Source organism: Bradyrhizobium sp. Ses1, assembly GCF_059512365.1.
In genome coordinates, this window is sequence record NZ_JCAMOQ010000272.1 from 1 (window position 1) to 240 (window position 240).

At 52.1% G+C, this 240-nt stretch carries 1 protein-coding gene; it reads left to right on the forward strand.

The annotated features are described in order from the left end of the window. Positions 1 to 240 (forward strand): ABC transporter substrate-binding protein (locus AC5ZG5_RS46645; RefSeq protein ID WP_496165625.1); only part of this gene is annotated, 240 nt, incomplete at both ends.

The following is a 240-nucleotide window of genomic DNA, read 5'->3' on the forward strand; positions in this document are numbered from 1 at the left end:
GCCAAGGATATCGAGTGGGTGACGAGTGCATCGGTTAAGCCGATCGAGTTGTTTGCTGAGGGTAAGATTGACGCGTTCCTTGGATTCCCTCCGGAACCACAGCGCCTGCGTGCGCAGAATATCGGTCATGTCATCGTTAACAGTGCGCAAGATCGCCCATGGTCACAATATTATTGCTGCATGTTGGCGGGGACTCGTGAATTCGTCCGGAAGAATCCCATTGCAACCAAACGTGTAGTT